Annotated in this window: 19 protein-coding genes and 2 pseudogenes; 16 read left to right on the top strand and 5 right to left on the bottom strand. The window is 51.5% G+C overall.

Annotated features, from left to right (window positions below; translation table 11 throughout):
• Window positions 1-75 precede the first annotated feature (75 nt).
• A complete protein-coding gene (locus tag ACF8NF_RS04200; RefSeq protein WP_013800726.1) occupies window positions 76-1014 on the top strand; it encodes a CysB family HTH-type transcriptional regulator in 939 nt (312 codons plus the stop codon).
• Window positions 1015-1021: 7 nt separating this feature from the next.
• On the opposite strand, the gene ACF8NF_RS04195 is transcribed toward ACF8NF_RS04200, so the two are convergent.
• The 5 genes from ACF8NF_RS04195 to ACF8NF_RS04175 all read right to left on the bottom strand — a co-directional run bounded on the left by ACF8NF_RS04195 (window position 1022) and on the right by ACF8NF_RS04175 (window position 6572).
• The gene (locus tag ACF8NF_RS04195; protein WP_047326490.1) at window positions 1022-1513 is read right to left on the bottom strand and encodes a GNAT family N-acetyltransferase; all 492 of its coding nucleotides are present in this window, start codon (window positions 1511-1513) and stop codon (window positions 1022-1024) included.
• 64 nt (window positions 1514-1577) lie between these two features.
• Entirely contained in the window at window positions 1578-2696 is a 1119-nt protein-coding gene (locus ACF8NF_RS04190; RefSeq protein WP_043782881.1) for a bifunctional nicotinamide-nucleotide adenylyltransferase/Nudix hydroxylase, read from the bottom strand.
• Window positions 2697-2742: 46 nt separating this feature from the next.
• Complete coding sequence (locus tag ACF8NF_RS04185; protein ID WP_392450092.1) at window positions 2743-4443, bottom strand: NAD+ synthase; 1701 nt, start codon at window positions 4441-4443, stop codon at window positions 2743-2745.
• Between the two features lie 39 nt (window positions 4444-4482).
• Window positions 4483-5682, bottom strand: coding sequence for a nicotinate phosphoribosyltransferase (gene pncB, locus ACF8NF_RS04180; RefSeq protein WP_012207404.1), 1200 nt, complete (start codon window positions 5680-5682; stop codon window positions 4483-4485).
• A gap of 56 nt (window positions 5683-5738) precedes the next feature.
• The gene (locus tag ACF8NF_RS04175; protein ID WP_392450091.1) at window positions 5739-6572 is read right to left on the bottom strand and encodes a cysteine hydrolase; all 834 of its coding nucleotides are present in this window, start codon (window positions 6570-6572) and stop codon (window positions 5739-5741) included.
• 319 nt (window positions 6573-6891) lie between these two features.
• Between ACF8NF_RS04175 and ACF8NF_RS04170 the strand changes: the two genes are divergently transcribed.
• The 15 genes and pseudogenes from ACF8NF_RS04170 to gmd all read left to right on the top strand — a co-directional run bounded on the left by ACF8NF_RS04170 (window position 6892) and on the right by gmd (window position 24891).
• On the top strand, window positions 6892-7260 hold the full coding sequence (locus ACF8NF_RS04170) for a DUF2304 domain-containing protein (protein ID WP_034397028.1): 369 nt from the start codon (window positions 6892-6894) through the stop codon (window positions 7258-7260).
• Window positions 7257-8723, top strand: coding sequence for a mannose-1-phosphate guanylyltransferase/mannose-6-phosphate isomerase (locus tag ACF8NF_RS04165; protein WP_392450090.1), 1467 nt, complete (start codon window positions 7257-7259; stop codon window positions 8721-8723). The genes ACF8NF_RS04170 and ACF8NF_RS04165 overlap by 4 nt, the downstream gene beginning before the upstream one ends.
• Window positions 8724-8725: 2 nt before the next feature.
• The gene (locus ACF8NF_RS04160; RefSeq protein WP_392450089.1) at window positions 8726-9529 is read left to right on the top strand and encodes an ABC transporter permease; all 804 of its coding nucleotides are present in this window, start codon (window positions 8726-8728) and stop codon (window positions 9527-9529) included.
• Window positions 9529-10836, top strand: coding sequence for an ABC transporter ATP-binding protein (locus tag ACF8NF_RS04155; protein ID WP_392450088.1), 1308 nt, complete (start codon window positions 9529-9531; stop codon window positions 10834-10836). The genes ACF8NF_RS04160 and ACF8NF_RS04155 overlap by 1 nt, the downstream gene beginning before the upstream one ends.
• Complete coding sequence (locus tag ACF8NF_RS04150) at window positions 10833-13019, top strand: methyltransferase domain-containing protein (protein ID WP_392450087.1); 2187 nt, start codon at window positions 10833-10835, stop codon at window positions 13017-13019. The genes ACF8NF_RS04155 and ACF8NF_RS04150 overlap by 4 nt, the downstream gene beginning before the upstream one ends.
• Complete coding sequence (locus ACF8NF_RS04145; protein ID WP_392450086.1) at window positions 13003-16662, top strand: glycosyltransferase family 4 protein; 3660 nt, start codon at window positions 13003-13005, stop codon at window positions 16660-16662. The genes ACF8NF_RS04150 and ACF8NF_RS04145 overlap by 17 nt, the downstream gene beginning before the upstream one ends.
• On the top strand, window positions 16652-18094 hold the full coding sequence (locus ACF8NF_RS04140; protein WP_392450085.1) for a hypothetical protein: 1443 nt from the start codon (window positions 16652-16654) through the stop codon (window positions 18092-18094). The genes ACF8NF_RS04145 and ACF8NF_RS04140 overlap by 11 nt, the downstream gene beginning before the upstream one ends.
• 26 nt (window positions 18095-18120) lie before the next feature.
• Window positions 18121-19215, top strand: a complete 1095-nt coding sequence (locus ACF8NF_RS04135; RefSeq protein WP_392450083.1) for a DegT/DnrJ/EryC1/StrS family aminotransferase — start codon at window positions 18121-18123, stop codon at window positions 19213-19215.
• Window positions 19212-20141 (top strand): glycosyltransferase family 2 protein, encoded by a 930-nt coding sequence (locus ACF8NF_RS04130; protein WP_392450082.1) that lies wholly within the window; start codon window positions 19212-19214, stop codon window positions 20139-20141. Before ACF8NF_RS04135 ends, ACF8NF_RS04130 begins: the two co-directional genes overlap by 4 nt.
• A 1-nt stretch (window position 20142) precedes the next feature.
• Window positions 20143-20349: pseudogene (locus ACF8NF_RS04125) on the top strand (isomerase); the annotation flags it as partial.
• A 102-nt stretch (window positions 20350-20451) separates the two neighbouring features.
• Window positions 20452-20604: pseudogene (locus ACF8NF_RS04120) on the top strand (DapH/DapD/GlmU-related protein); the annotation flags it as partial.
• A gap of 60 nt (window positions 20605-20664) precedes the next feature.
• A complete protein-coding gene (locus ACF8NF_RS04115; protein ID WP_392450190.1) occupies window positions 20665-21105 on the top strand; it encodes an FdtA/QdtA family cupin domain-containing protein in 441 nt (146 codons plus the stop codon).
• Between the two features lie 2 nt (window positions 21106-21107).
• The gene (locus ACF8NF_RS04110) at window positions 21108-21500 is read left to right on the top strand and encodes a GtrA family protein (protein WP_392450081.1); all 393 of its coding nucleotides are present in this window, start codon (window positions 21108-21110) and stop codon (window positions 21498-21500) included.
• A gap of 17 nt (window positions 21501-21517) precedes the next feature.
• The gene (locus ACF8NF_RS04105) at window positions 21518-23809 is read left to right on the top strand and encodes a DUF7024 domain-containing protein (protein WP_392450080.1); all 2292 of its coding nucleotides are present in this window, start codon (window positions 21518-21520) and stop codon (window positions 23807-23809) included.
• 47 nt (window positions 23810-23856) lie between these two features.
• On the top strand, window positions 23857-24891 hold the full coding sequence (gene gmd / locus ACF8NF_RS04100; RefSeq protein WP_043822185.1) for a GDP-mannose 4,6-dehydratase: 1035 nt from the start codon (window positions 23857-23859) through the stop codon (window positions 24889-24891).
• The last annotated feature ends 11 nt before the right edge of the window (window positions 24892-24902 follow it).

Below are 24902 nucleotides of genomic sequence, written 5' to 3'. Positions count from 1 at the left end.
TCCCCCTCTCTCTTTCCTTCCTGCTTTTGCCTTTCACAGGCCCGGGCCGCACCGGCCCCGGGCGGAGCCTTGCCCATGAACTTCCAGCAACTGCGCTATGTGCGCGAAACCGTGCGCCGCGGCTACAGCCTGACCGAGGTGGCCCACACGCTGCACACCTCCCAGCCCGGCGTGAGCCGTCAGATCCGCGAGCTGGAGGAAGAACTGGGCGTGGAGATCTTCATCCGCGCGGGCAAGCGGCTGACCGGGCTGACGCCGCCCGGCGAGGCGCTGCTGCCCATCGTCGAGCGCCTGATGCTGGAGGCCGACAACCTGCGCCGCGTGGGCGCCGACTTCAGCGCCAGCGAGCAGGGCCGGCTGTCGATTGCCGCCACCCACTCCCAGGCTCGCTATGCGCTGCCCCATGTGGTGCGCGACTTCCGCCAGCGCTATCCGCAGGTGCGCCTGCACCTGCACCAGGGATCGCCCGAGCAGGTGGCGCAGATGCTGCGCAGCGGCGAGGCCGACATCGGCGTGGCCACCGAGGCGCTGGCCGGCTATGAAGGCCTGGTCGCGCTGCCCTGCTACCGCTGGACGCACGGCGTGGTCGTGCCGCCGGGCCACCCGCTGCTGCAGTCGCAGCAGGCGCTGACGCTGGAGGCGCTGTCGCGCTTTCCCATCATCACCTACGAGCAGGGCTATACGGGCCGCGCCCACATCGACGAGGCCTTTGCGCGCGAAGGCCTGGAGCCCGACGTGGTGCTCACGGCCATGGACGCCGACGTGATCAAGACCTATGTGGAGCTGGACATGGGCGTGGGCATCGTCGCCTCGGTGGCGCTGGATGCCGAGCGAGACCAGGGCCTGCGCACGCTGGACGCCGGCCACCTGTTCGAGGTCAACACCACGCGGCTGGGCCTGCGCAAGGGCGCCTGGCTGCGCGGCTATGCCTATGCCTTCATCGAGACCTTCGTGCCCACGCTGACGCGCGAGGTGGTCGAGCAGGCCGTGCGCCAGGGCGTGGAGCCAGAGTAGGCCGGCCTCAGCCCGGCTCGCGCGCCATCTCCAGCAGGGTGTCGCCGGTCACGCGGTAGCGGATCCACTCGGTCTGGGGCAGGGCGCCCAGGCGGTCGTAGAACTCGATGGAGGGCAGGTTCCAGTCGAGCACGCTCCACTCGAAGCGGCCGCAGTCCTTCTCGACGGCGATCTGCGCCAGCCGGCGCAGCAGCGCCGTGCCCGCGCCCAGGCCGCGCGCCTCGGGCGTGACGTAGAGGTCTTCGAGGTACAGGCCGTGGCGGCCCTGCCAGGTCGAGTAATTGAAGAAGTAGACCGCAAAGCCCACGGGCTGGTCGCCATGCAGGCAGATCAGGCCGAAGACGGCGGGGTTGTCGCTGAACAGGGTGCGCTTCACATGCTCTGGCGTGGCCAGGACTTCATGCTCGGCTTTTTCATAGACGGCGAGTTCGCGCACGAAGCGGACGATGAGCTCGGCGTCATCGGGGGTGGCGGGTCGGATCTGTAGGGTGGTAGTCATTCAAACGCGGGGGAACACGGGAAACACGGTATTGCGGCGCAAGATGGCGCCGCAATCTCCGGTTTTAGCCGATTTTCGCGCCCGTGTCCGCCAGGGGCTGTTGCACCGGAAGGGGCAGGAACTGGCGCAGGATCTGGAAGTGGTCCTCGAAGAACGCGCTTTCCATGGCGGGCAGGTCGCAGACGGCCACCCAGCGCGCCAGTGCCGCATCGTCGCCGCCCTGCACGGGCGGCAGCGAGGGCAGCACGCCCAGGTCCAGATAGTGCACATGGGTGATGGTGCGCCCGCGCAGGCTGCGGTCGGGATGGTCGAAGACCTGCACGGACTGCAGGGCCGCCTGCAGGTCGGCCTCGCTGAGCGTGGAGCAGGTCTCCTCGCGCAACTCGCGCAGGCAGGACTGCCACAGCGTGTCGCGCGGCTCCAGGAAGCCGCCCGGCAGCGCCCACAGGCCCAGGCCCGGGGCATGGCCGCGGCGTATCAGCAGGATGTGGTCCTGTTGCGCGCCTTCGTGCGGCACGCGGCAGCGCAGCAGTGCGTCCACGGTCACGAAGACGGGCGGGTAGGGCGCCGCAGCCCAGGCCTGGCGGTACCGGGCCAGCATGCGCCATTCCTCGCACATCTGCGCATGGACGGGCGTGGTGGCCCATTGGCGCAGGAACTGCAGGGTGGCGGGCGGCACCTGGGCGGCCAGGGCCTCGAAGTCCACGCCGGATTCGCCGAAGTAGATGTCGCGCAGCGGCGTGGCGTCGAACTGGCCCAGGCGCGGCAGGCTGATCAGTTGCCAGCGCGGAAAGCGCGCCAGGTAGCCGCTGGTCGCGTCCTTGAAATGGCCGACCAGGGCCACGCTGGCGCCTTCGGGCACGCAGGACTGCACGGCCTGCTGCACTGCCTGTACCCACAGCGGCTCGTTGTAGTAGTCGCGCACGGGCACGCAGTGCAGGCGGGCTGCGTCCGCGGGCGGCAGCGCCTCGCGCAGCATCTGCGCGCGCTCCTGCCAGCTGAAGGGGTTCTTGGGATTGGGCGCCTGCCAGGCGCTGCCCAGCACGACGACGATCTGCTCGGCACGCTCCAGCGCCGCGCGCAGCAGGGCCATGTGGCCGTTGTGCAGCGGCTGGAAGCGCCCGATCAGCACGGCGGTGTGCACGCGCTCGCTGGTGGCCGGGGTTTCGGTGGGGGCGTCCATGGCGGCAGTCTCTTGCATAAACAGGCTCGGTGGCTTCACTCTGGCTTCATTCGTAGTGGGCGGCAATGGGCATCTGGCGGCCCGTGCCGAAGGCGCGCGGGCGCACGCGCAGTATGGGCGGGGCCTGGCGGCGCTTGTACTCGCTGCGGAAGATCATGCGCTTGACGCGGTCAACCAGCTCGGCACCGCCGGGTTGGCCCAGCAGCTGGGTCACAAAGCGCTCGGCCGTGCCGTATTCGGCGGTGGACAGGTGCCGGCCTTCGATGGCGTATTTGAGGATTTCGTCCAGCACCGCATAGGGCGGCAGGCTGTCCTCGTCCTTCTGGTCGGGCGCCAGCTCGGCCGAGGGCGGCTTGTCGATGATGGCCTGGGGAATCAGCTCGCGGCCGGCACTGCGGTTGATGTGGCGCGACAGCTCGAAGACCTCGGTCTTGTACAGATCGCCCAGCAGGCCCAGGCCGCCGTTGGTGTCGCCATACAGCGTGCAGTAGCCCACCGAGATCTCGGACTTGTTGCCCGTGGTCAGCAGCAGGTGGCCGAAGGCGTTGGAGTACTCCATCAGCGTGGTGCCGCGGATGCGTGCCTGCAGGTTCTCCAGCGGCAGGCCCTGCAGCGGCTGGCCGAAGCTGGCCTCGAACTGGCGCGCATAGCCGTCGACCAGCTCGCGGATCGGGTGCTCGTGCAGCGTGATGCCCAGGTTGCGGCACAGGATCACCGAGTCATCGACCGAGCCGCTCGACGAAAAGCGCGAGGGCATGGTGACGGCCACCACGTTGTCCGCGCCCAGGGCCTCGGCCGCCAGGGCCAGTGTCAGCGCGCTGTCTATGCCGCCCGAGCTGCCGACCACCGCGCGCGTGAAGCCGCAGCGGCGCGCATAGTCGCGAAGGCCCAGCACGATCTGGCGGCGGTAGAACTCCATGGTGGGCAGGCCTTCGGCCGGCACGCTCATGCAGGGCTGGCCGGCTGCGTCGAGGAAGCGTCCGTCGTCGAACTGCAGCGTGCGCAGGTCTTCGACAAAGCGCTCGGCCTCGAAGACCACGCCGCGCCCGGGCTCCACCGCGAACGAGGCGCCGTCGAACACGATCTGGTCCTGGCCGCCGATCTGATTCACATAGAGGATGGGCAGGCCGTGGCGCGTGGCCGCCTGGCCGAAGATCTCGTGGCGCTGCTCGCGCTTGCCCAGGTGGCTGGGGCTGGCGTTGATGCTGACCACCAGGTCGGGCGCGGCGTCGGCCATGCGCGCGAAGGGGTTGGTGGCGTAGTCGGCACCGGCGTCGTTCCAGCCGTCCTCGCACACCAGAAAGCCCACCTGGGCCTGGCCTATGCGCAGCACCTTGGCCGCGTCGGGGCCGGGCTCGAAGTGGCGGCGCTCGTCGAAGATGTTGTAGGTGGGCAGCAGCTGCTTGTCGTAGCGCAGGCGCACGGCGCCGTCCTTGAGCACCAGCAGGCTGTTGTGCAGCGGCTTGCCGGGCCCGCTGGCACGCGTGGGCGCGCCGATGACCCAGTGCAATTGCGGCCACTGGCGCGTGGCCTGCAGCAGTTGCTGCAAGCCTTGCTCCAGGCGCTCGCGAAAGGCAGGCTCGTCCAGCAGGTCGCCAGGGTAGTAGCCGCACAGCGACAGCTCGGGAAAGACCAGCAGGTCGGCCTGCTCGTGCGCGGCGCGGGCAGCGGCCTCGGCCATACGGGCCACGTTGCCGGCGATGTCGCCGACGGTGGGGTTGAGTTGGGCAATGGTGATGCGCAGCATGAATGGAGCTTTGGCGGTGTCAGGCGGTGTCGGGCGGTGTCAGACGGCGACAGGCTGGGCCAGGCCGAAGACCTGGCGCAGATAGGCCAGATAGGTTTCGTCGTTGCACAGCGTCTTGCCCGGCGAGTCCGAGATCTTGGCCACGGGCTGGCCGTTGGCGTGGGTGAGCTTCATCACGATGTTGATGGTTTCCAGCCCCATGTCGTTGGTCAGCCGCGTGCCGATGCCGAAGCCCAGCTGTATGCGGTCGGCAAAGCGCTGGTACAGGGCCAGGGCCGTGTCCAGGTCCAGCCCGTCGGAGAACACCAGGCGCTTGGCCTGGGGGTCTATGCGCAGCTTCTGGTAGTGGGCGATGGCCTTCTCGCCCCAGGCATACGGGTCGCCCGAGTCGTGGCGCAGCCCGTCGAAGAGCTTGGCGAAGTACATGTCGAAATCGGCCAGGAAGGCATCCATGCCCACGGTGTCGGTCAGGGCCACGCCCAGGTCGCCCCGGTACTCCTGTACCCAGTCCTCCAGCGCGGCGATCTGGAAGTCGCGCAGGCGCACGCCCTGGGCCTGGTAGCTCTGCAGGTACTCATGGGCCATGGTGCCGATGGGCACGATGCCAAAGTCGCGCGCTAGCAGCACGTTGGACGTGCCCTTGAACCACTGCGCCGTCTGCGTGGCAAAGGCCTGGACCACCTCGCGCTGCCAGGCGCCCGAGAAGCGCCGGCGCACGCCGAAGTCGAACAGCTCGAAGGGATTGCGCAGCCTGGCCTCGCAGGCCAGGTGGCGCAGGCGCTCGATCTTGCCGGCCAGGCGCCTGCGGCCTTCGGCCAGCGCCGCCTCGGCGTCGAAGCGCCGGAAATACAGCTCGTTGACGATGGCCAGCACATAGATCTCGAAGCCCATCACATGGACCTGGGGGCCCTTGGCCTCGATGTGCAGGGTGTCGCCATCGGCCCAGGCACGGATGAAGGCGCGCTGGAACTGGAAGATGCGCAGAAAGTCGATGAAGTCGCTCTTCATGAAGCGCAGCCCGCCCAGGTAGGCCAGGTCTTCGGGCGTGAAGCGCAGCGCGCACAGGGCGTCCAGCTCGCGCTCCACCTCGGGCAGCAGCTCGGCCAGCGGGAAGGCCGTCTTCGTGCGGCAGACGAATTCGTATTCGGCCTCGGTCTGGGGATTGCGGTGCAGCATGGCCTGCCACATCGTGAATTTGTAGAGATCGGTGTCGAGCAGGCTGGTGATGATGGGAGCCATGGTGCGATGCTGGGGAAACAGGAAAGGGGGCTGCGTGCGGGAAGGCGGTCCGGCCCCTACAGGTGGAGTTCTTGGCTGGAGGCCAGCCGCAATCCGCGGGCCTGCATGGCTGCCAGGAAATCATGGTGCGCAGACTCGAAGCCCGGCACCGGGCTCATGGCGTCGTGCATCAGCACGATGCGCTCAGGATGGGGAAGGTGCTCGACCAGATGCTCGACCGTGGAGCGCACGCAGTGGCTGCTGGCCTCGCCAGCAACGACCAGCAAGTCGGCCCGGTCCAGCCGCTCCAGCAAGGCAGTGTTCAGCAAGGTCGCCGGATCGGCCGGGTCCGGCACCTCGGCCTGCAGGGCGCTGTAATGCTCGGTCCAGGGATTGAGCCCCTTGAAGACGTTGTACACGGCGCGCTGGCGCTGCTGCTGCCAGTCGCCGCAGGCCGCCAGCACATCGGCATGGATACCGTGGCCCCAGCTGCCCACCTCGCAGTGCACGGGCCAGACCATCAGCGTGTAGCGGCTATTGGCTTCGAGTGCATCCAGATAGTCCAGGCTGCGCTGCAGCGCCTCGGCGTTGCGCGGCCGGAACACCCCCGCCCGCACCTGCGCCGCCGTGATCGCGGTGAACGGCGCTACATCGCCGCTGTCGTCGCCATTGCCCTGTTGCCAGAAAGCCGGATGGGCGATGTCGTAGCGCTGGTGCGAGTCCAGCGTCACCGTAATCGCATCGAGTTTCAGTCCCTCGCGCCGTATCCAGCCGGCCAGCCGCTGCATGTCGGCATGTGCGCCCGCCACGGGAAGGCTGGGACGTTGCCCGCCAGGACACCAGTCCTCAGGCAGATCGCAGAAGTCGTTCTGGGGGTCTATGACCAGGAGCTGGGTGGTGGAAGATGGCATATATGAAGGTGCACGCAAGCAACAGTGCGTGGTCGGTGCATCAGGTCAATGCTTCAGTGTAGTGCTGCAGGAGCGTCGCCTGTCACCAAGGCTTGATCCTTCCGCTTCTGCAGGGGCTGTGAAATACGGCGCCACATCCCTGTCAAGGCCAGGGCGAAACGAGAGGGGGAAGCGACTTCGGAACATGATGCGGAACCTACAATGGGAGGTTTTACGTATTTCGTTGGCGGCTTGGCCTGTTTCAGACCGCCATTGCGCTGTTTTCAGGCGTGCCCTGCATCAACCGAATGGGTTCATTCGGTAGCTTTTGATTATCAATATGGCATCCCTTCAGGTAACAACGACTTTCATGGGCATAGGGTTGGCCGCGCTGATCCTGTACCTGATCCGGCGCGACCATCTCTACCTTATGCACGGCCTGTTCTGGGTGGTCGTTGCCGTGGCTGCCGTCGTGCTGGGCGTCTGGCCCGGGATGATCAACCGCCTGGCAGCGGTGCTGGGCATCAGCTATCCACCGGCCATGCTGCTGCTGCTGGCCAGCATCGTCCTGCTCATCAAGGCCTTGCATGCCGACATGGTCAACACCCGCATCGAGCGTGATGTGCGGCGGCTGAACCAGCGATTGGCAATGCTGGAGGCCGATGCTGAGAATCTTCGTCACGCTTCTTCTGACTCCTCGTCCTCATGACCTCTCCTCTGCTTCCCGTTATTTTGTGTGGGGGCTCCGGCACCCGGTTGTGGCCGCTCTCGCGTGAAACCTATCCAAAGCAGTTCCTGGCACTTAGCGGGGACGGGGTATCCATGCTGCAAGACACAGCGAAGCGATTGGATGGTGTGGCCTCCCATATCCCGAAGGCCCCTCCTATCGTGATCTGCAATGGCGAGCATCGCTTTCTGGCTGCTCAACAGTTGCATGAAGCAGGTATCGAAGGAGCCAGGCTGGTGCTGGAACCTGTGGGCCGCAATACGGCTCCCGCGTTGACGCTTGCCGCCCTTGTGGCAGAGCCGCACGCGGTAATGCTCGCCATGCCCGCCGACCATGTTATGAACAATCTGACCCAGTTGCATGAAGCTGTGCAGACAGCCTGGCAACTGGCCAAGGACGGGGCCATGGTGACCTTCGGCATCGTGGCCAATCGCCCGGAAACAGGTTACGGCTACATCCAGAAGGCTCAGGCGATTGAAGGCCACGCAGCCTTTGCCATCAAGAGCTTTGCTGAGAAGCCCAGCCTGGAGGTGGCACAAACCTACCTTGAAAGCGGCAACTACCTGTGGAACAGCGGACTGTTCATGGTCCGCGCAGACCAGTGGCTGAAGGCCATGGCCGCACTGCAGCCTCAGATGCTGCAGGCCTGCCAGGCTGCCATCGAAAAAAGCAGCCAGGATCTGGACTTCATCCGTCCCCACAGCGAAATCTTCGCCAGTTGCCCCGCCGACTCGATCGACTATGCGGTCATGGAGCACTTGCCTAGCAATCAGGACCTGGGAATTCCCGCTCGCGTGGTGCCCCTGGATGCCGGCTGGTCCGACCTTGGCGCCTGGGATGCCTTGTGGGACGTGCTGCCGCGCGATGCCCAAGGCAACGCCCACACCGGTCAGACATTGGCGATCGATACGCAGAACAGCCTGCTGTTTTCCGAGACATGCCTTGTGGCTACTGTGGGTGTGGACAACATCGTCGTGGTGGAAACCGCCGATGCCATCCTGGTGGCGGACAAGCGCCGGACACAGGATGTCAAGAAGATCGTGGCGGAACTGAAGGCGCAAAAGCGCAAGCTGGCCTCCTCGCATCGCAAGGTACACCGTCCCTGGGGCTGGTACGACAGCATTGACAGCGGCGAGCGCTTCCAAGTCAAGCGCATCGTGGTCAACCCGGGTGCGCAGCTCAGTCTGCAGATGCACCATCACCGGGCCGAGCACTGGGTGGTGGTCAAGGGCACGGCGGAGGTGACCAATGGGGACAAGACCTTCCTGCTGGCGGAAAACGAATCCACCTTCATCCCGTTGGGCCATACGCATCGCCTGGCCAACCCCGGCAAGGTTCCGCTGGAAATCATTGAAGTCCAGTCGGGCAGTTATCTGGGGGAAGACGATATCGTTCGATTCGAGGATACCTATGGCCGATTAGCGACGGCATTGGAGAGTAATTGAGTATGCCAAGCCTTGCCATGCTACGAGCCCTATGGGCGTATCGCGGCTTTGTATGGAGCAGCGTCATGCGGGAATTTCATGGGAAATATCGTGAGTCGCTGCTGGGTGCGTTCTGGTCAGTGGCCAATCCACTGACCATGATCATCATCTATACCGTGGTGTTTGGTCAGCTCATGCGTCCGACGCTTCCCGGGCATGAGCAGATGCCCTTTGCTTTCAGTATTTATTTATGTGCAGGAGTGGTCACCTGGAATCTGTTTGCGGAAATGCTTGGTCGCTTGAATGGCGTATTTCTTGAAAATGGAAATCTGATCAAAAAATCTAATTTCCCGAGAGTTTGCCTACCTGTCATTGTTACGATTTCCGCACTTATAAATTTTGGAATTGTCTTCGGATTTTATTTAATATTTTTGATGATTATTGGGCATTGGCCAGGTTGGGTCATATTGGCATTCTTACCCTTGCTTTTGCTTCAGTTGTTGTTTACCTTGGGATTGGGGATATTTCTTGGTACGCTCAATGTTTTCTTTCGTGATGTAGGACAATTCACCGCCGTGATCTTGCAGTTTTGGTTCTGGCTTACACCAATAGTTTATACATTGCCAGCATTGCCTGAAAAATTCCGCAGATTGATTCAATACAATCCCATGCAGGCGCTGATATCAGCATATCAGGATATTTTCCTTGCCAAAGCTATGCCAAATCTGCTTTCATTGCTTCCGTTGGTAGGCTTTACGGTGATATTTCTGCTGCTCGGATCGTATTTTTTTCTCACCCGCTCAGGTGAACTCGTGGATGAACTCTGATGGAAATCTTAGTCGTTTCCAATGTGGGAAAAGCATACAAGCGTTATGCAAGAAAATGGTCTCGTGTGCGTGAATGGTTGACCGATAAGCCAAATCATGAGAAAAATTGGGTTTTGCGCGATCTCAATTTCAGCATTAATCCCGGAGAGTCTGTAGGTATTTTGGGTGTCAATGGTGCTGGTAAAAGCACTTTGTTGAAAATCATAACAGGAACCACTCAACCAACAACGGGCACCGTCACTATTCATGGCCGGGTTGCCGCATTGCTTGAGCTTGGCATGGGTTTTCATCCTGATTTTACTGGGCGGCAGAATGTATTCATAGCTGGTCAATTGCTGGGTCTGCGTTCCGATGAAATTACAGCAAATATGAATAATATAGAAGCATTTGCCGAAATTGGTGACTATATTGATCGACCAGTAAGAACATATTCCAGTGGAATGCAGATGCGATTGGCGTTCAGTGTTGCGACTGCTGTAAGACCTGATGTGCTTATCGTAGATGAAGCGCTGTCCGTGGGAGATGCATACTTTCAGGCAAAGTGTTTCCAGCGCATTGCGTCTTTCAAGGAGCAAGGCATGACATTGCTCCTCGTATCCCACAGTCCGGGTGATGTTGTCAAACACTGTGAGCGCGCCATTCTTCTCAAAGATGGTCGCATAGAACAGGATGGCTCCTCCCGGTCGGTAACAAATGCGTATCTCGATGAGCTATTTGGTAGAAAAAAAGACATCGGGATGCAATCATCGGTGGTGGCTGAGGATTCTGCACAGAAATTGGTGAGCGGTGAAAATCTTGACGTTTTTCATACACGTCCTGGATACCATAAACAAGAACATCGCTGGGGGCACGGTGGTGCCGTTATTCTGGATTATTTATTTTCATCTAATGGGGAAGATTATTCTTCAAGGTTAGAAAGTAATTCTGTCACTGACTTTTATTTTAAGGTTAGATTTGAATCGGATTTTGATAGTGTCGTTCCTGGGTTCCTGATAAAGACCTTGGAGGGAATTTTCCTGTATGGGACCAATTCCTTTGTTTCCACTGGAGGAGAAGAGAGTATTTCCGTTTCTGCTGGTGAGATCAGGATATTTCAATTCTCACTGCCGTTGTCGCTCAATGAAGGACACTATATGGTGTCCTTTGGTATTTCATCTGGCCTCCCTTTGCAAGAATTGACTCCCCTTGACCGTCGCTATGACGCGCTGATGATCAACATTGGGCGGCCACTGAAGTTCTGGGGAATTGTTGATTTGAAAGCCTCGTTCCATTGCCATGAATCGAAATCGGAGGCATTTGTCGCATGATTGAGCAGCTTGTATCGCGACTCCCAGAAATTTATCAGCCTATATTTGGGCACCCAGAATTATCAGGGCAGGTGTCTCGTCCTTGCATAGATAGACTGGCCAAGATAGTGCAAATCCATGATGGATTGTGCCATGTACTTGGTAGACAGCTAAATGTACTTGATCTTGGGTGTGCGCAAGGTTATTTCAGTCTTAGTTTGGCCAAACAAGGCGCTAATGTCTGTGGCATTGATTTTCTTGATAAAAATATAGATGTCTGCAACGCCTTGGTAAAAGAGAACCCAGGGTTGCAGGCTAGATTTGAAACTGGCCGTGTGGAAGATGTTGTGGACCGGCTGGAATCAGGTCAGTATGACTTGGTTCTGGGTCTTAGTGTCTTTCATCATATTGTTCATGAAAAGGGAATTCCTACAGTTAAAGCCCTATTGGAGCGTATTGCAGCTCAAAGCGGGGCTTTGATTGTTGAGCTGGCATTGCGGGAAGAGCCGCTGTATTGGGCGTCGACGCAGCCGGATGACCCATATGAGCTAATAGAGGGGATAGCATTTGTGCATGAAGTGGCTCGTTATGCCACTCATCTCGCTCCAATCCCACGGCCACTATTCGTTGCCAGCAGTCAATATTGGATTCTTGGCGACAAGGTAGAAAAATTTGAAGATTGGGCCTGCGATCCACACGCTTTGGCGAATGGAACCCACCAAGGTAGTCGCCGCTATTTCTTTGGTAAGAATAACTTCTTGAAAACATATCGGATTAATCATTCGAGAGGCGAATTCAATAGATCTGAATTCAACAAAGAGGTTAAATTCATAAGTAGTCCCCCTTCAGGGTTTCTTGTTCCGAAATGCCTATATGTAGGGGAGAATGAGAGCGCCGCATGGATTGTCACGGAGCGGCTCCAGGGTGAGTTACTGTTGGATCTTTTGCGCAAAAACGTAGATTTTGATCGAAAAGCTCTGTTGATGGCGGTACTTGAGCAACTATCGATATTGGAAAACTCTGGGCTTTATCATAATGACGTGCGCGCCTGGAACATAATGAGAAGAGAAGACGGTGTTGTCTATTTAATCGATTGTGGCTCTATAACTTCCGAAGCGCGGGATTGCGTATGGCCAAGCAATATTTTTCTTTCCTTCTTTATTTTTGTGAAAGAAGTTGCTACGGGGTTAGTAGAAAATCCGAATGACAGTTTGCGGGAAATTTCCATTAGCCCATTTGGTCTGCCGCAGCCCTACCGTACCTGGGCTGAGGGAATATGGAGATTGCCGCCATCCGAGTGGTCCTTTGGAAAGATGTCTGAAACACTGTCGGATTTGAAAATAGATAATCTGCAAGTCCTTGCCTTGCAAGATTCTATGAGTATATGGATGAAGGCTATCGAAGATGCGATACAGGAACAAAAGGTATTAAATAAGCGTATTGCATCCAGATCGGATGACGACAAGCAGCGGCTATATGATGAAATTAAAAAGCTCATCGACGCCCAAGCGGCAGAGATAAAAGGTGTAAGTGATTCCTTAGCAAAGTTCGAGATATTTTTAAGAGGCCAAATTCCGGAGATAGGTATTCTTCAACAGCGTATGGCCGTTACGCAGCAGCGATTTGAAGATGCTGAGGTAAAGCTTAGTGCCATAAAGCAAGAATCTGGCGAATTTGAGCGACGTGCCATTTTTGCGGAAAAAAGTGTCCAAGAACAAGCCGAAAAAATCGATGAACTTGCGGTAAGTTCCCATTATTGGTGGGAGCAATGCAATGTTTTAAAAGAGAGTTGGTCTTGGCGTATTACAGCACCCTTGCGATGGATGGCTTCCGGTCGTATTTCCGTCGTGATTAATCAGGCGTTTCGTAAGGTTGCAAACGGTTTTGTCCGAAAATCAATTATTCTCTTCCGCAAGCCTATATCCTGGTTGATGGCACTTGTACTGCGCCATCCTCAATTGAGCTATCGCATAAATCGTTGGTTGCTGAATGAATATCCGGCACTACACCAGCAATTGCTTGGTGTGGCAAGACGCGATGGTGTAGTTTCTCCAGCTTCTGACCATCCTTCTCTGCCAAGGATGGTTGCAAGTCCTAGTGGCGAGCATCTGGTGAACGTCTCTCCATATGCCTGTCAGATATATATGGATCTTCAAACGGAAATTAAAAAAACAAAAGGGACGATTGATGCGAATTGTAATTGATATGCAGGGGGCTCAGACTGAGAGCCGATTTCGCGGTATTGGCCGTTATACGCTTGCATTCTCGCTGGCAATCGCAAGAAATCGCGGAAAAAACGAAGTAATTTTGGCGCTGAATGGCATTTTTCAGGAGTCAATAAATACTATACGTGCAGCATTTGAGGGCGTACTGCCCCAAGAGAATATCCGTATCTGGAATGCGCCTGGACCGGTTCGAGACGACTCTGATGAAAATCAGAATCGTCGTGAAGTCGCTCAAATAATTCGTGAAGAATTTTTGCTTTCATTGCGGCCTGATATTATCCATGTGTGCAGCCTCTTTGAGGGATATGGAGATGACGCGGTTACTAGCATAGGGCTCTTCGACAAAAAAACAAAAATTAGTGTAACTGTTTTTGATTTTATTCCGCTACTGCACTCTGATCAATACCTTTTGCCGAATCAGAGCTATAAGAGTCATTATTTTAGGAAAATTGACTCCTTACGCAAGGCTGCGTTATTTCTCGCTATCTCGGAATCTTCAAAAGAAGAAGCATTGACTAATATGAATTTGCGAGAGGCCGTGGTGTTTAACGCCAGTCTCGGAGCCGATGCTATTTTTCAAGTCAGAGAAATCAATACTCTTGACGCGAAGTCATTGCAAGAAAAAATCGGAATCACTCGACCTTTTGTTTTGTACACAGGTGGGGCTGATGAACGAAAGAATTTAAAGCGTTTGATTGAAGCTTGGTCTTTACTTCCCACTGAATTGAGACAGCATCATCAGCTGCTTTTTGCAGGACGTATGCCAAGTGGTTTGATGCTCGAACTACGGGATGCTGCAAAGACATATGGATTGGCTTCAGATGAATTGCTATTCAGTGGGTATGTGGATGATGAAGAGTTAGTCAAACTTTATAATCTTTGCAAATTATTCGTCTTTCCCTCTCTGCATGAAGGATTTGGTCTTCCTCCACTAGAGGCCATGGCATGTGGAGCTGCTGTAATTGGATCTAATAGCACAAGTATTCCAGAAGTCATTGGACTAGAAGCAGCCCTATTTGACGCGTCTGATGTCATGGATATACAGCGTAAGATCAGTGAAGTGCTTGTGGATGAAAATTTTTTAAAGAGTTTGCGCCAGCATGGATTGATTCAATCCAAGAAATTCACCTGGGATCGTTCCGCCGAATGTGCTATGAAAGCCTGGCAGGATGAATTGAATAAAAAAGACAGCCAACCAGAATATCCGTATACACGCGTTGATCTTCTGAGTTCGATTGCCCCCTTTCTGGGCGCGGCAAAAAATGAAGAGTTGCTGCGTTTGGCAACACAGATTGCAGAGAATCGGGCTGCTGGAGATGAGCGTCAGCTATTCTTGGATATTTCCGAACTTTGTAAAAATGATGCGGCTACTGGTGTTCAGCGCGTTGTACGAAGCTATCTGCTTCATCTCTTGAATAACCCTCCACCGGGATTTCGGGTGGAGCCTGTTTATGCCGTGATCGGAGAGAATTATCGCTACGCGTATTCCTATACTGCAAACGTTCTGGATCGACCTGCACCAATTGAGCAAGATCCACTTTTGAGATGGCAGCGTGGAGATATTTTTTTTGGTTTGGACATGCAACACCATGTTCAGCTCGAGCAAGCCGATTTCTATTCTCAACTAAGGAGAAATGGGGTCGTTGTAAAATTTCTTGTTTATGACTTGCTTCCAATTCAGTTGGCAGATTTGTTTCAGGCAAACGAATTGAAAATATTGCATGAGCAATGGCTGGAGATGATTGCGTCTCAGGATATGGCGATATGCATTTCCAAGGCTACAGCCAATGCCTATAAAAACTGGATAAAAGAAAAAAATATCCTATGTAATCCCGCACTTGTCATTGACTGGGTACACATGGGGGCAGATATTGATGGCTCTCTTCCTTCCAAAGGAATTCCAAAAGATGCCCAAAGTGTTTTGCAAAAACTGAAAACTCGCCCAACTTTCCTTTCTGTATCCACACTTGAGCCACGTAAGGGGCAAGCGCAGATTTTGGATGCAGTGGAAAAATTATGGGCTGAAGGTGAAGATGTCAATTTGGTCTTTGTTGGTCAACTGGGATGGAAGGTTGAATCACTTGCTTCGCGCCTTAAATGTCATCCACAGAATGGTCAGCGACTTTTCTGGCTTAAAGGCATTAGTGATGAGTATTTGGATCAAATATATGCATGCAGTACTTGCTTAGTTGCAGCTAGCCTCAACGAGGGTTTTGGTCTACCACTTATTGAGGCCGCACGCCATGGTATTTCCATTGTTGCAAGAGACATCCCTATTTTCAGAGAGGTTGCAGGAGAAAATGCTCATTATTTTGAAGGTCTGACTGGTGATCATCTTGCTTCTTCTTTGAAGATATGGTTGAGAGATCATAAAAATGATGACGTCCCGAAATCTACGGCTATAGAGTGGCTGTCTTGGAGTGACAGTACAGCGGTACTCAAGAATAAACTCGTTCACGAAAACTACAAGCGAAAGCAGTTGTTAGTAGATATTTCCGAGCTAGTTCAGCATGACGCCAGAACAGGCATTCAACGAGTTGTCCGAGCCATTCTTGGTGAGTGGCTACGCAATCCACCAGAAGATTACCGAATCGAGCCGGTGTATGCAACATCGGAGCAGGGGTACCGCTATGCTCGCATATTCACCTCGAAATTTACCGGTCAATCGGATAGGAAATTGGTAGATGAGGTTATAGATTATTCGCCAGGAGACATATTTTTCTCACTTGATCTTAATCATCATATTCCTAGAATACATCAGCCTTATTTGGAAAAGTTATATGCATCTGGGGTTGATGTTCGTTTCATGGTCTATGACTTGCTGCCAATTCAATTTCCACAATTCTGGGATCAAAAAAACAGCATCTATGAAATCGTAGAAGATTGGATGCTATCAATTGCGGGTTTTGGCGGAGTGGTCTGTATATCCAGAACCGTTGCCGAAGAAATGAGTGAATGGATTCGCAAGAAAGCAATTAGCCGTAGCCGCTCATTCAAAATTGACTGGTTCCATTTGGGGGCGGACGTGAGTTGTTCATTGCCAACTAAAGGTTTGCCAACGGATGCCGAAGCAACTCTAGAGTTAATTCGCTGTCGTACCAGCTTTTTAATGGTTGGAACATTGGAGCCTCGAAAAGGACATGTTGAGATAATTGATGCATTCGATGCGATATGGAAATCCGGTCTTGCGGTGAATTTAGTCATTGTCGGAAAAGAGGGGTGGATGGTTAGCTCTCTGATAAGTCGATTAAAAAATCATCCGCAACGCGGTAGGCAATTGTTCTGGTTGGAAGAGGTGAGCGATGAGTATTTGGAAAATATTTACGATAGCAGCAGCTGTTTAATCGCAGCTTCCTACGGAGAGGGGTTCGGTCTCCCTTTGATTGAGGCTGCTCAGCATGGCTTGCCGATCCTTGCTCGCGATATAAAGGTTTTTCGTGAAGTTGCCGGAGACTATGCTTCTTATTTCGAATCTGGAAATACTCAAGAACTGAGTAATACTATTGTTCGGTGGATGGATTTGTTTAGTAAAAAATTACATGTCAGCTCTGAAAATATGCCATGGCTGACATGGCATAAAAGCGCGAAGCAATTGATGGAGATTTTAAAAAATGCGGGCTAATAACAAGATATTCGCATTTTTTATTTTTCTATGCTCGTTAGCTTTTTATTATTTGGTTTATTTTTTTGTTGGCTTTATTCCTATAGCGGGGGGCTCTGGATTTGATGGATCTGTGTATGTTGACTATATATTAAAGATTGCATCTGGGACGCAAATTTCTAATGACCCCTATCGGTTGATACGAGTTTCTGGATTTTTACCAGCCATCCTTGGTGCATATTTAGGATTGGGTGCAAGCGGAATTGTGGTATTTCAAGCCGTGGTAAATGCATTAATGCTATCTGTCGCTGCGGCGATGTTTTATAGCACCATGCATGAATTGACTGGGCGAAAATCAGTTGCAATTACTGCCACGGGGATAATGGTGTTCAGTTGGCCATATTTGGTCATGCCAATATATTATCCAGTGTTGAGTGACCATGTTGCACTGTTTATGTCTGTGATATCCATTTGGGCATGGGAAAAGTCGCGAAACTTGTTGCTTTGCGTCGTGACAATTATTTCTGTATGGATCATGCCTGGAATTTTCTTGATTCCATTGATGTTGTCGATATTTCCGCATCAAAAAGGAGATCAAGCATACAGGCTTGGCGCTAGACATAAATTTATCTTCGCATTCCTTGCTTGCGTGATGCTATTTTTTATCGGCTATATTCTATATCGAATGCTTTCCATGACGGATGCTGAGGTTGTTCAGCATCCACCAGGATTGAGTATAGGAATGGCCGATTTACGCAGTTGGTCGACTTTTTTTGTTTCGATTTTTTTGTTGTGCATTGGTTGTGTCATCTCCTGGGTAGTGGCAATGCCTGTTGTATGGGAGAGATTTTCTATGAGGAATATGCTCTCAAGTTCTATTGCATTGATTGTTGGCGTTTTATCAGTTAATTGGGCTATTGACTGGACATCCGGAAATCATGGGCCACCATTAATTCACTTCCTACTATCTCAGGCAATTTCTGCGCCAATTAAACCAATAGTTTCTCATTTTCTTTATTTTGGACCTGTACTTGTAGTTGCATTAATTTCGTGTGTTTCAATAAAAGATAATTTAACACGAAAAGAATATTTTCCACTATTTTTCATTATTTTGGCTTATTCCCCAATATTGATTTTGGGTTCTGAGAGTAGACAGTGGGTTTCAGTATTTCCAATTGCGGTTGCATTTGTTGCTGCAAGAGAGGATAATCTAAAGATTTGTTTAGTGTTGTTATTTTTTGCTATGATGCTTTGCTTGCCCATGATATTCCTGCAATCAGAAACTAGCCTGGCAGTAAAAAATGGATTTGCTTATATCAGCAAAGAGTGGCAGCTATATTTTGGCCGACAAGGTCCATGGATGTCTCATCGAACCTACACCATAGGACTTGTCTCCATGTTGGCTTTTTTTATCCTGTATTCCGTTATGCAGAGAAAAAGAATACCAGATTAAATTTACTTACTGACGTTGGAGATTTTATGCAAATCAATAATTTGGCTGATAAAATTAATGCCTATAAAGAGCAGATAAAATCTGCTACGGACCGTGTTATAGATAGTGGTTGGCTTGTTCTAGGTCCGGAAGTCAAAAATTTTGAGCATGTTTTTGCCAGATATCTTGGCGCAAATCATTGTATTAGTTTGGCCAACGGTACAGATGCAATTGAGCTCGCTCTAAAAGCGCTTGGAATTCAGCAGGGCGATACTGTAGCTACGGTCGCAAACGCTGGAATGTACACAACGACCGCAATGCTTGCGATCGGAGCAAATCCATTTTTTATGGATGTTGACTTGATAACAAGAAATACAACACTTAGCGAAGTGGCGCGTGCAATTAATGCGGGCGTCAAAGCAGTTGTTGTGACGCATCTTTATGGTTTGGCCGCACCAGAAATAAGAGAAATTTCCCAGCTTTGCAAAAAGTCAGGTGTTCCATTGTTGGAAGATTGCGCCCAATCGCATGGTGCATTGGTCGATTCTCAGCGGACTGGTACATTCGGCGATGCAAGTAGCTTTAGTTTCTATCCAACGAAAAATCTAGGGGCTCTTGGAGACGGTGGTGCCGTCGTTACTAACCGCCAAGACATTGCAGAAAAAGTTAAGCGCTTACGCCAGTATGGTTGGTCATCCAAATACCGCGTTGAGGATGGTGGCGCTCGCAATAGTCGATTGGATGAAATGCAAGCCGCTATACTGACTGTTTTTTTAGCGGATCTTGATGCAGCTAACTCTCGCCGGCGCGATATCGCAAATAGATATTCCTCAGAAATAAAGCACGATGCAATCGTTGTGCCAGATCGAGGAGGAGAAGACTACGTGGCACATTTGTATGTTGTCCGTAGTATTCAGCGAGATTCGTTGAAAATGCATTTGCAGAAATCTAATATATCCTCAGATATTCATTATCCTATACCCGACTATAGACAGCCGGTGTTTGGTGAAAGATTCTCCGAGATTAGATTGGAAAACACAGAAGTTTTGAGCCAGGAAATATTAACACTCCCATGTTATCCTGAAATGTCCGATGCACAATTGAATGAAGTGATATCTGCCGTGAATGCATGGGAATTATGAAGTACTCTGTTGTTATTCCTGTGTATAAAAACGAAGCCTCTATACCCAGGTTAATTGAAGCTTTGTCAAAAATGAATAATGAACTCGGCCGAGATATTGAAGCCGTGTTTGTCGTTGATGGGAGCCCTGATCGATCATTCGAAATATTGCGTGAAGCGATTGAGGAGATGGATTTTCCTGCTCAATTATTACTGCATTCTCGTAATTTTGGCTCATTTCCCGCGATTCGTAGCGGACTTGCAGCTGCGCGTGGTGAATACTTTGGGGTAATGGCTGCAGATTTGCAAGAGCCACCTGAGTTGCTCGTGAATTTCTTTCTTTCGTTAGAAAATAAAGAATGTGATGTGGCTATTGGTACGCGCAGCGGGCGTAGAGATCCTTATTTTTCAAGAATAGCGTCCAACATATTTTGGACGTTATATAGGAAAATGGTCGTTCCAGACATGCCTGAAGGTGGTGTGGATGTATTTGGATGCAATCGTATCTTTAGGGATCAATTGTTAATGCTTGAAGAGTCTCGTTCCTCGTTGATTGCATTAATTTTTTGGTTAGGATTTCGAAGGAAATTTGTTAGCTATGAACGACTAGAACGGCAAGAGGGAAAATCAAGCTGGACATTTCGTAAGAAAATAGACTATATGTTGGACAGTGTATTTGCGTTTACTGACTATCCTATTAGACTTTTAATAAAAATTGGGATGTTTGGATGTCTTTTCTCTGTCTTTCTCGGCGGGGCTGTCTTTATTGCGCATTTTCTTGGCCGGATTCAAGTTCCCGGATATGCTGCAACAATACTGGTTGTCTTGTTTTTTGGGATGCTTAATTTATTCGGCTTGGGACTGGTTGGAACATATGCTTGGCGTGGGTATGAAAACAGCAAAGCTAGACCACTTGCCGTACTGGCCTTGAAGATTGAAAGAGACTAAAATGATTTCTACTCAGAAATTTCACGAAACTGCGGATGTACAGAGTAAAAATGTTGGAGCTGGCACAACAGTATGGCAATCTTCGGTGGTATTGCCTGGTGCAAGAATAGGGGCAGATGTCAATATTTGCGCACACTGCTTTATTGAGAATGATGTAGTAATCGGTGACAGATCGACTATCAAGTCCGGCGTTTATCTTTGGGATGGAGTTAGATTAGGCGATGATGTTTTTGTTGGGCCTAATGTAACCTTTACTAATGATAAGTTCCCCCGTTCCAAACAGCACCCCAAAGCTTTTTTAGAGACGTATATAGAGCAAAACGCATCAATTGGTGGTGGAGCAGTCATTCTTCCTGGTTTGATTATTGGCCGAGGTGCAATGGTTGGTGCCGGTGCCGTAGTAACAAAATCTGTTCCACCCTATGCGATAGTTGTGGGAGCTCCAGCTCGAATTGTTGGATATGTAGAAAACTCATCAGGAGCGCTTGATCAAACGGGTTTTTCCAAATTCGAAAGCTCACCATTGCCGGAAGATGCGGTTGTCCGAATTGGGGTTGGTGATGTCTCATTGCATCGTCTGAAAATGGCACGGGATATACGAGGTGACCTTTCTGTTGGGGAGTTCCCTAGGGATATACCATTCTCTCCCAAGCGCTACTTCTTGGTTTTCAATGTTCCTAGTGAAAAGACGCGAGGGGAGCATGCTCACCATCAATGCCACCAGTTTCTAATTTGCGTAAAAGGAAGCTGTGCGGTGGTCGCGGATGACGGAAAATCGAGACGTGAGGTTTTGTTAGACTCTCCAGAAAAGGGGATTTATCTACCGCCAATGACTTGGGGCATACAATACAAATATTCGAGCGATGCTGTACTGCTTGTTTTTGCGTCTCATCTCTATGATTCCGAAGACTATATTCGAGACTATTCAATTTTTTTGGAAGTGGTAAATAAAAAAGGTAAATAAAAATGCGCTGGACAAAAAATAAAGACGTCCAGCGTTTGCTCCTTTTTGTCATTGGAGGGGCTATAAATACTGGATTGACTTATGCGCTGTATTTGCTACTAAAGCTGTTGATTAATTACCAAGTGGCATATGCAATTGCTTATGCGTCGGGTATCGTCTTCTCTTACTGGTTTAACTCGGTTTTTGTTTTTCGAGTGTCACTTTCATGGCAGGGAATTTTTACTTATCCATTGGTTTATATTGTTCAATACTTGGTCGCCGCTTTTTTTCTTGGCGGGCTAGTTGAGTATTTCGATGTTGATGAGAATATCGCGCCGATTATGGTCATGGTTGTGATGTTTCCCGTTACATATTTAATGTCTAAATTTTTCTTGATAAGAAAAGTTTCCCGGTAAAAAATGAATCTTTTTTCATGATGAAAATAGTTGAAGCCAATGGTTTCGAAGTGCGAATTTCGCCATGGCGAATTCTTGCTTCAGAATGGAAATGGTGGGTTTTTGGCGCTATTTTTTCTTTTGTTTTGGCCAGCCTTCTGATGACGGGATGGCCCGAGGGAGTTTTGCCCAATCTGTCTTATCCCTATACATATTCCGGCGATGGCTTGAGCCATTCCTGGATGACCCTGAGAGTGATAGAGGGATGGGTCTTTGAAAATGCTCGAAGCGGCTATCCGTTCGGTTCTTCTTTTTTTGACTACCCTGGCTCGGATTTCGGGAATTTGGTGATTTTGAAGATTCTTGGATGGATTACTGGAGAGTATCACTCTGCAATCAATCTATTCTTCCTGTTCAGTTTTTCCATAGTATTTGTCTCTTCATTTTGCGTTTTGCGTGCTTTTGGCTTGCGTCAGCTATTGGCAGTATGCGCCTCTCTGTTGTTTTCTTTTTTGCCATTTCATTTTCTCAGGTTGGGTCATTTATTTTACCTCTGGTATTTTGTTGTTCCTTGTTTTTTTTATATTTGCTTTGTCTTGTTTTTTCGTGCCGATGAAACATTTGCTTCCTCGACGTTAATCAGAAAAAAATTATTCTTATGGTCGATCATAATAGTGTTGGCCAGCTTTGGCGTCTACTACGCACTCTTCGGTGTTCTGATGCTGGGCATCGTTGCACTTTCCGTTGGAATAAGAACGAGTAGCATGCGAAAAATGGCCCCAGCCCTGTTGGCCGCGGTTATTATCACAGTGGGCGTCATCATAAATGTGGCTCCTAATATAGTCTATAAGAAGCAAAATGGAACGAATACCGAGGTGGCTGTGCGCTCTCCGTCGGAAGCAGAGGTATATGGATTCAAGCTGATGCAGCTTCTTATGCCACGACCCGGGCATCGCAGCGAATATCTTGCAAGTTTATCGGCTACTTACGGCCGTGACTATCCATTGGTTAATGAGAATTCAACGGCATCTCTGGGACTCGTTGGTTCTTTAGGTTTTATTTTTGTATTTTTTATCATGCTTGCCAGATTCTCTGGAAAAGCGGTGGACATCAGACTGTCATTTTTATCATTGATCGTCATTTTTCTTTTTCTTTTGGGGACGATTGGTGGGCTTGGTGCGTTTTTTTCTGCATTTTTATCATCCTCCATTCGTGGGTGGAACAGGATTAGTGTTTTCATTAGTTTTGGGGTGATTACAGTTTTTTTTCTGGTTGTTCAGAATTTTATAGAAAGAAATTTTTCTCCTAGACGTTCAAGTTTTGTAATATCTATTTTGGCTTTTGGTCTATTGATTTTGGGTATGTTCGATCAGACAACGCCAGCGTGCCATTCCTGTAATGAGAAAACAAAATTAGCTTTTGACGCTGATAGGAATTTCATTGAGAAAATAGAAGGTATGCTTCCTGTCGGCGCTGCTGTTTATCAATTACCATATATGCCATTTCCAGAAGTCGCTCCGAAAAATAGGCTGCACACCTATGATCTGGCTGCTGGCTTTCTGCATTCCAAGAGCTTGCGTTGGAGCTATGCCGGCATGAAAGGTCGAGAGGGAGATCTTTTTTACAGAGCTCTCGCTCAGGAGTCTATTGAGAAGCAGATTGATGTGATTAGTCGACTGGGATTTTCCGGCGTGTATATAGATCGGCGCGGCTTTGAGGACAACGGAGACTCTTTGATAGCTCGACTGACTGTGTTGTTGGGCGGAGCACCTTCTCTGCAACGAGCGGATGGAGAGATAGTTTTTTTTAAGCTGAAATCTAATATAATAAAAAATACTCAGGGACTGAGTGCGGCAGCGATTTATAAAATCGCTGGATTCACTGTGGATCATTTGGGGGCCCGCTATGCGGCCAGTTTATCCGAGGGAATAAATTTCACCAAGAATAATTGGCCTGAATTTCTGCGTGATGTTAAAGGTGTTTCTGGATCGGAGCCTTGGGGGCGTTGGTCGGATGCGAATTTACATTCGAGTGTGGAATTCCATTTTCTTGATCCTCTCCCGAATCAATTTGATTTGATTTTATATGCCAAGCCTTTCGGGCGATCGGGTTCGCAAGAGATTACTGTCCGAGTTGGAAAAAAAGAATATCATATAATTCTTAAACCAGAAGGTGGAGAGATACGTGTTCCTGTGAACTTGTTTGGAGAGCGGGTGGATTTGTTGGAATTCATTCCCAACAATCCCGTTTCACCGTATGAGTTAGGGATGAGTGCAGACTCGCGAAAATTGGGTATAGGCTTTGTTTATTTGAAATTTCAATATAATTAGAGAAATTTCTGACGATTATTCGAAATCTAGTCGAGGAGAGTTTTTCAATGAAACGTGCAATTGTTACAGGAATTACAGGGCAGGATGGCGCATATCTTGCTCAGTTACTTCTAGAAAAAGGGTACAAGGTTTTCGGCACCTTTCGTCGTACCAGTTCCGTTAACTTCTGGCGTATTGAGGAGTTGGGGATACAGAACCATCCCAACCTGAATTTGGTTGAGTACGATCTGACGGATCTGTCTTCCAATATTCGTTTGCTGCAAGCGACTGAAGCCTCCGAGGTCTACAATTTGGCCGCTCAAAGCTTTGTTGGCGTCTCTTTTGAGCAGCCAGTGACAACGGCGGAGATCACCGGACTAGGTGCTGTGAATTTGCTGGAAGCTATTCGTATCGTCAATCCAAAGGTACGCTTCTACCAAGCCTCTACTTCCGAGATGTTTGGCAAAGTTCAAACCATTCCTCAACATGAGTCCACCCCGTTCTATCCACGCAGCCCCTACGGCGTAGCCAAGCTGTATGCGCACTGGATGACGGTGAATTACCGTGAGAGCTACGGTATCTTCGGCTCCAGTGGTATTTTGTTCAACCATGAGAGCCCTCTGCGCGGTCGCGAGTTCGTCACCCGCAAGATCACCGATTCCGTGGCCAAGATCAAGTTGGGCAAGCTGGATGTTCTGGAGCTGGGCAACCTGGATGCCAAGCGCGATTGGGGATTCGCCAAGGAGTATGTGGAGGGCATGTGGCGCATGCTTCAGGCCGATGAACCCGACACCTTTGTTCTCGCTACAAATCGTACCGAGACTGTGCGCGATTTCGTCAGTATGGCTTTCAAGGGTGCTGGAATTACCGTGGATTTCAAGGGAGAGACCGAGAATGAAACGGCCGTGGACGTGGCAACGGGAAAGACGGTGATGCGTGTCAATCCTAAGTTCTATCGTCCCGCGGAAGTGGAGCTTTTGATTGGTGATCCTGCCAGGGCTAAGGAAAAATTGGGCTGGGCGCCAACCACAACCCTTGAAGAGTTGTGCCAGATGATGGTTGAGGCTGATTTGCGCCGTAATCAAGCCGGATTTTCTTTCTGACAGATTGGACC

The sequence above is a fragment of the Delftia sp. WSY_22 genome, from assembly GCF_043104185.1.
Classification (GTDB): domain Bacteria; phylum Pseudomonadota; class Gammaproteobacteria; order Burkholderiales; family Burkholderiaceae_C; genus Comamonas; species Comamonas tsuruhatensis.
Note: the sequence above shows the minus strand (reverse complement) of the source record. Positions and strands in the feature narration are given on the sequence as shown.

Coding starts and splice junctions, on each gene's coding strand:
- ACF8NF_RS04200 (WP_013800726.1), top strand. CDS start 76: ATGAACTTCCAGCAACTGCGCTATGTGCGCGAAACCGTGCGCCGCGGC.
- ACF8NF_RS04195 (WP_047326490.1), bottom strand. CDS start 1,513: ATGACTACCACCCTACAGATCCGACCCGCCACCCCCGATGACGCCGAG.
- ACF8NF_RS04190 (WP_043782881.1), bottom strand. CDS start 2,696: ATGGACGCCCCCACCGAAACCCCGGCCACCAGCGAGCGCGTGCACACC.
- ACF8NF_RS04185 (WP_392450092.1), bottom strand. CDS start 4,443: ATGCTGCGCATCACCATTGCCCAACTCAACCCCACCGTCGGCGACATC.
- pncB (WP_012207404.1), bottom strand. CDS start 5,682: ATGGCTCCCATCATCACCAGCCTGCTCGACACCGATCTCTACAAATTC.
- ACF8NF_RS04175 (WP_392450091.1), bottom strand. CDS start 6,572: ATGCCATCTTCCACCACCCAGCTCCTGGTCATAGACCCCCAGAACGAC.
- ACF8NF_RS04170 (WP_034397028.1), top strand. CDS start 6,892: ATGGCATCCCTTCAGGTAACAACGACTTTCATGGGCATAGGGTTGGCC.
- ACF8NF_RS04165 (WP_392450090.1), top strand. CDS start 7,257: ATGACCTCTCCTCTGCTTCCCGTTATTTTGTGTGGGGGCTCCGGCACC.
- ACF8NF_RS04160 (WP_392450089.1), top strand. CDS start 8,726: ATGCCAAGCCTTGCCATGCTACGAGCCCTATGGGCGTATCGCGGCTTT.
- ACF8NF_RS04155 (WP_392450088.1), top strand. CDS start 9,529: ATGGAAATCTTAGTCGTTTCCAATGTGGGAAAAGCATACAAGCGTTAT.
- ACF8NF_RS04150 (WP_392450087.1), top strand. CDS start 10,833: ATGATTGAGCAGCTTGTATCGCGACTCCCAGAAATTTATCAGCCTATA.
- ACF8NF_RS04145 (WP_392450086.1), top strand. CDS start 13,003: ATGCGAATTGTAATTGATATGCAGGGGGCTCAGACTGAGAGCCGATTT.
- ACF8NF_RS04140 (WP_392450085.1), top strand. CDS start 16,652: ATGCGGGCTAATAACAAGATATTCGCATTTTTTATTTTTCTATGCTCG.
- ACF8NF_RS04135 (WP_392450083.1), top strand. CDS start 18,121: ATGCAAATCAATAATTTGGCTGATAAAATTAATGCCTATAAAGAGCAG.
- ACF8NF_RS04130 (WP_392450082.1), top strand. CDS start 19,212: ATGAAGTACTCTGTTGTTATTCCTGTGTATAAAAACGAAGCCTCTATA.
- ACF8NF_RS04110 (WP_392450081.1), top strand. CDS start 21,108: ATGCGCTGGACAAAAAATAAAGACGTCCAGCGTTTGCTCCTTTTTGTC.
- ACF8NF_RS04105 (WP_392450080.1), top strand. CDS start 21,518: ATGATGAAAATAGTTGAAGCCAATGGTTTCGAAGTGCGAATTTCGCCA.
- gmd (WP_043822185.1), top strand. CDS start 23,857: ATGAAACGTGCAATTGTTACAGGAATTACAGGGCAGGATGGCGCATAT.